The 1343-nt window shown below is 46.5% G+C and carries 1 protein-coding gene; it reads right to left on the minus strand.

Annotated elements, in window-relative coordinates:
- Positions 1-34: 34 nt before the first annotated feature.
- Entirely contained in the window at positions 35-1342 is a 1308-nt protein-coding gene (locus tag C4S39_RS15065) for an IS5 family transposase (RefSeq protein ID WP_103967738.1), read from the minus strand.
- Between the last annotated feature and the right edge of the window lies 1 nt (position 1343).

The raw sequence follows: 1343 nt of genomic DNA on the forward strand, positions 1-1343 counted from the left end.
TCAATGTGGAGAATAACTTTGGTTGGTTGGATTTTCATCGAAAGATTGGGAAATTTTGCAGCTTTCTCCATGGAAAAGACAACCAAAAAATGGCCAGCAGCCATTGTTTCAGATTCCATGCGCAAGCGGCCATCAATAAATTGATACGATCGCCAATGGTTCCTTTCAAGAAGTTTCTCGCCAATCTGTAATCCGATTTCAGGTGACCGATAACCGGCTCAATCGCTGCACGTCTTCTGCATTGTTTGCGCTTTTTATCTTTCTGGTAGCGTGAATCTCGTTTGAGCGCTTTCCCCGGTAAAATGATTCGGGTGCCATTGACTTCACGTTTACCACGGTAACCACGATCACACACCGCCTGCTTGACGGCTTTGCCGCGCGATGCTTCAACATGACACAGTATTTCCGGTAACGTATGACTGTCATGTTGGTTTTGTTCGTGACTGACCACGCCGACGATTAAATTACCTTGCGCGGTACTGGCAATCGATGCTTTGCTGCCGTACTCGTATTGCTTGTGGTCTTTTCCCTTGGCCACACAGTATACTTGCGGTTCATGCAACGAGTAGATCTTGTTTTTATCTTTCGGCTGCTGCGCCAGAACCCGCTCATACAGTAGAAAATCCTTCTGGTAGCGCTCAAACAAACAGTGTTGCGGCAATTCTCTGCGCAATTCCCGTATCAAAATACCGGCAATGGTTCTCAATCGTTTGAGTGCCCGTTTTGCTTTCGCTCTTTTGGTAACGTGACGAAAATGCCGGATAACCAGGCGCAATGATTTCACTTCTTTGACGAATGTACGCCGTTGAGAGACACCATGTGCTTTACCGATCTTGTTCAGGCGATTAATGATTCTGATCGCCAGTTTGCTATCCGTCGGATAAGTGATGTTCTTTTCTTGCACCGTCGTATCAATATGAACCGTATCTTCCAACGCCGCACGACCATGCAATCCAACGCTCATGCGGAAAATCCGCTCAACCCCTTCAGCACCGATGCGTTTACGAAAATGCACCAGTTCGGTACTGTGGCAAGGAAACCTTCGCTGGAATTCCTTCATGCCGCAAAATGCCTGGTAATAAGGATTGCGTTTCCACTGCAACACTACCGCTTCATCACTCAAATTCTCTAACTGCTTGAGAACCAATAACCCAACCATCAAACGGATCGGCTTACTCGGTGCTCCTGTCGTTGCTGTGTAATGAATGGAAAACGATTCCTCAAATTCTTGCCACGGTATCGCTGATGCAAGCTTCAGCAATGGATCACCGGGATCAAGCTGCATCAACAAATCTGTTCCAAACAGATTCGGTTGATGAATCGTACTACTATTTCTTAGCATT

Source organism: Nitrosomonas ureae, assembly GCF_900108305.1.
In the GTDB taxonomy this organism is placed as follows: Bacteria; Pseudomonadota; Gammaproteobacteria; order Burkholderiales; family Nitrosomonadaceae; genus Nitrosomonas; species Nitrosomonas ureae_B.

Coding starts and splice junctions, on each gene's coding strand:
- C4S39_RS15065 (WP_103967738.1), bottom strand. CDS start 1,342: ATGCTAAGAAATAGTAGTACGATTCATCAACCGAATCTGTTTGGAACA.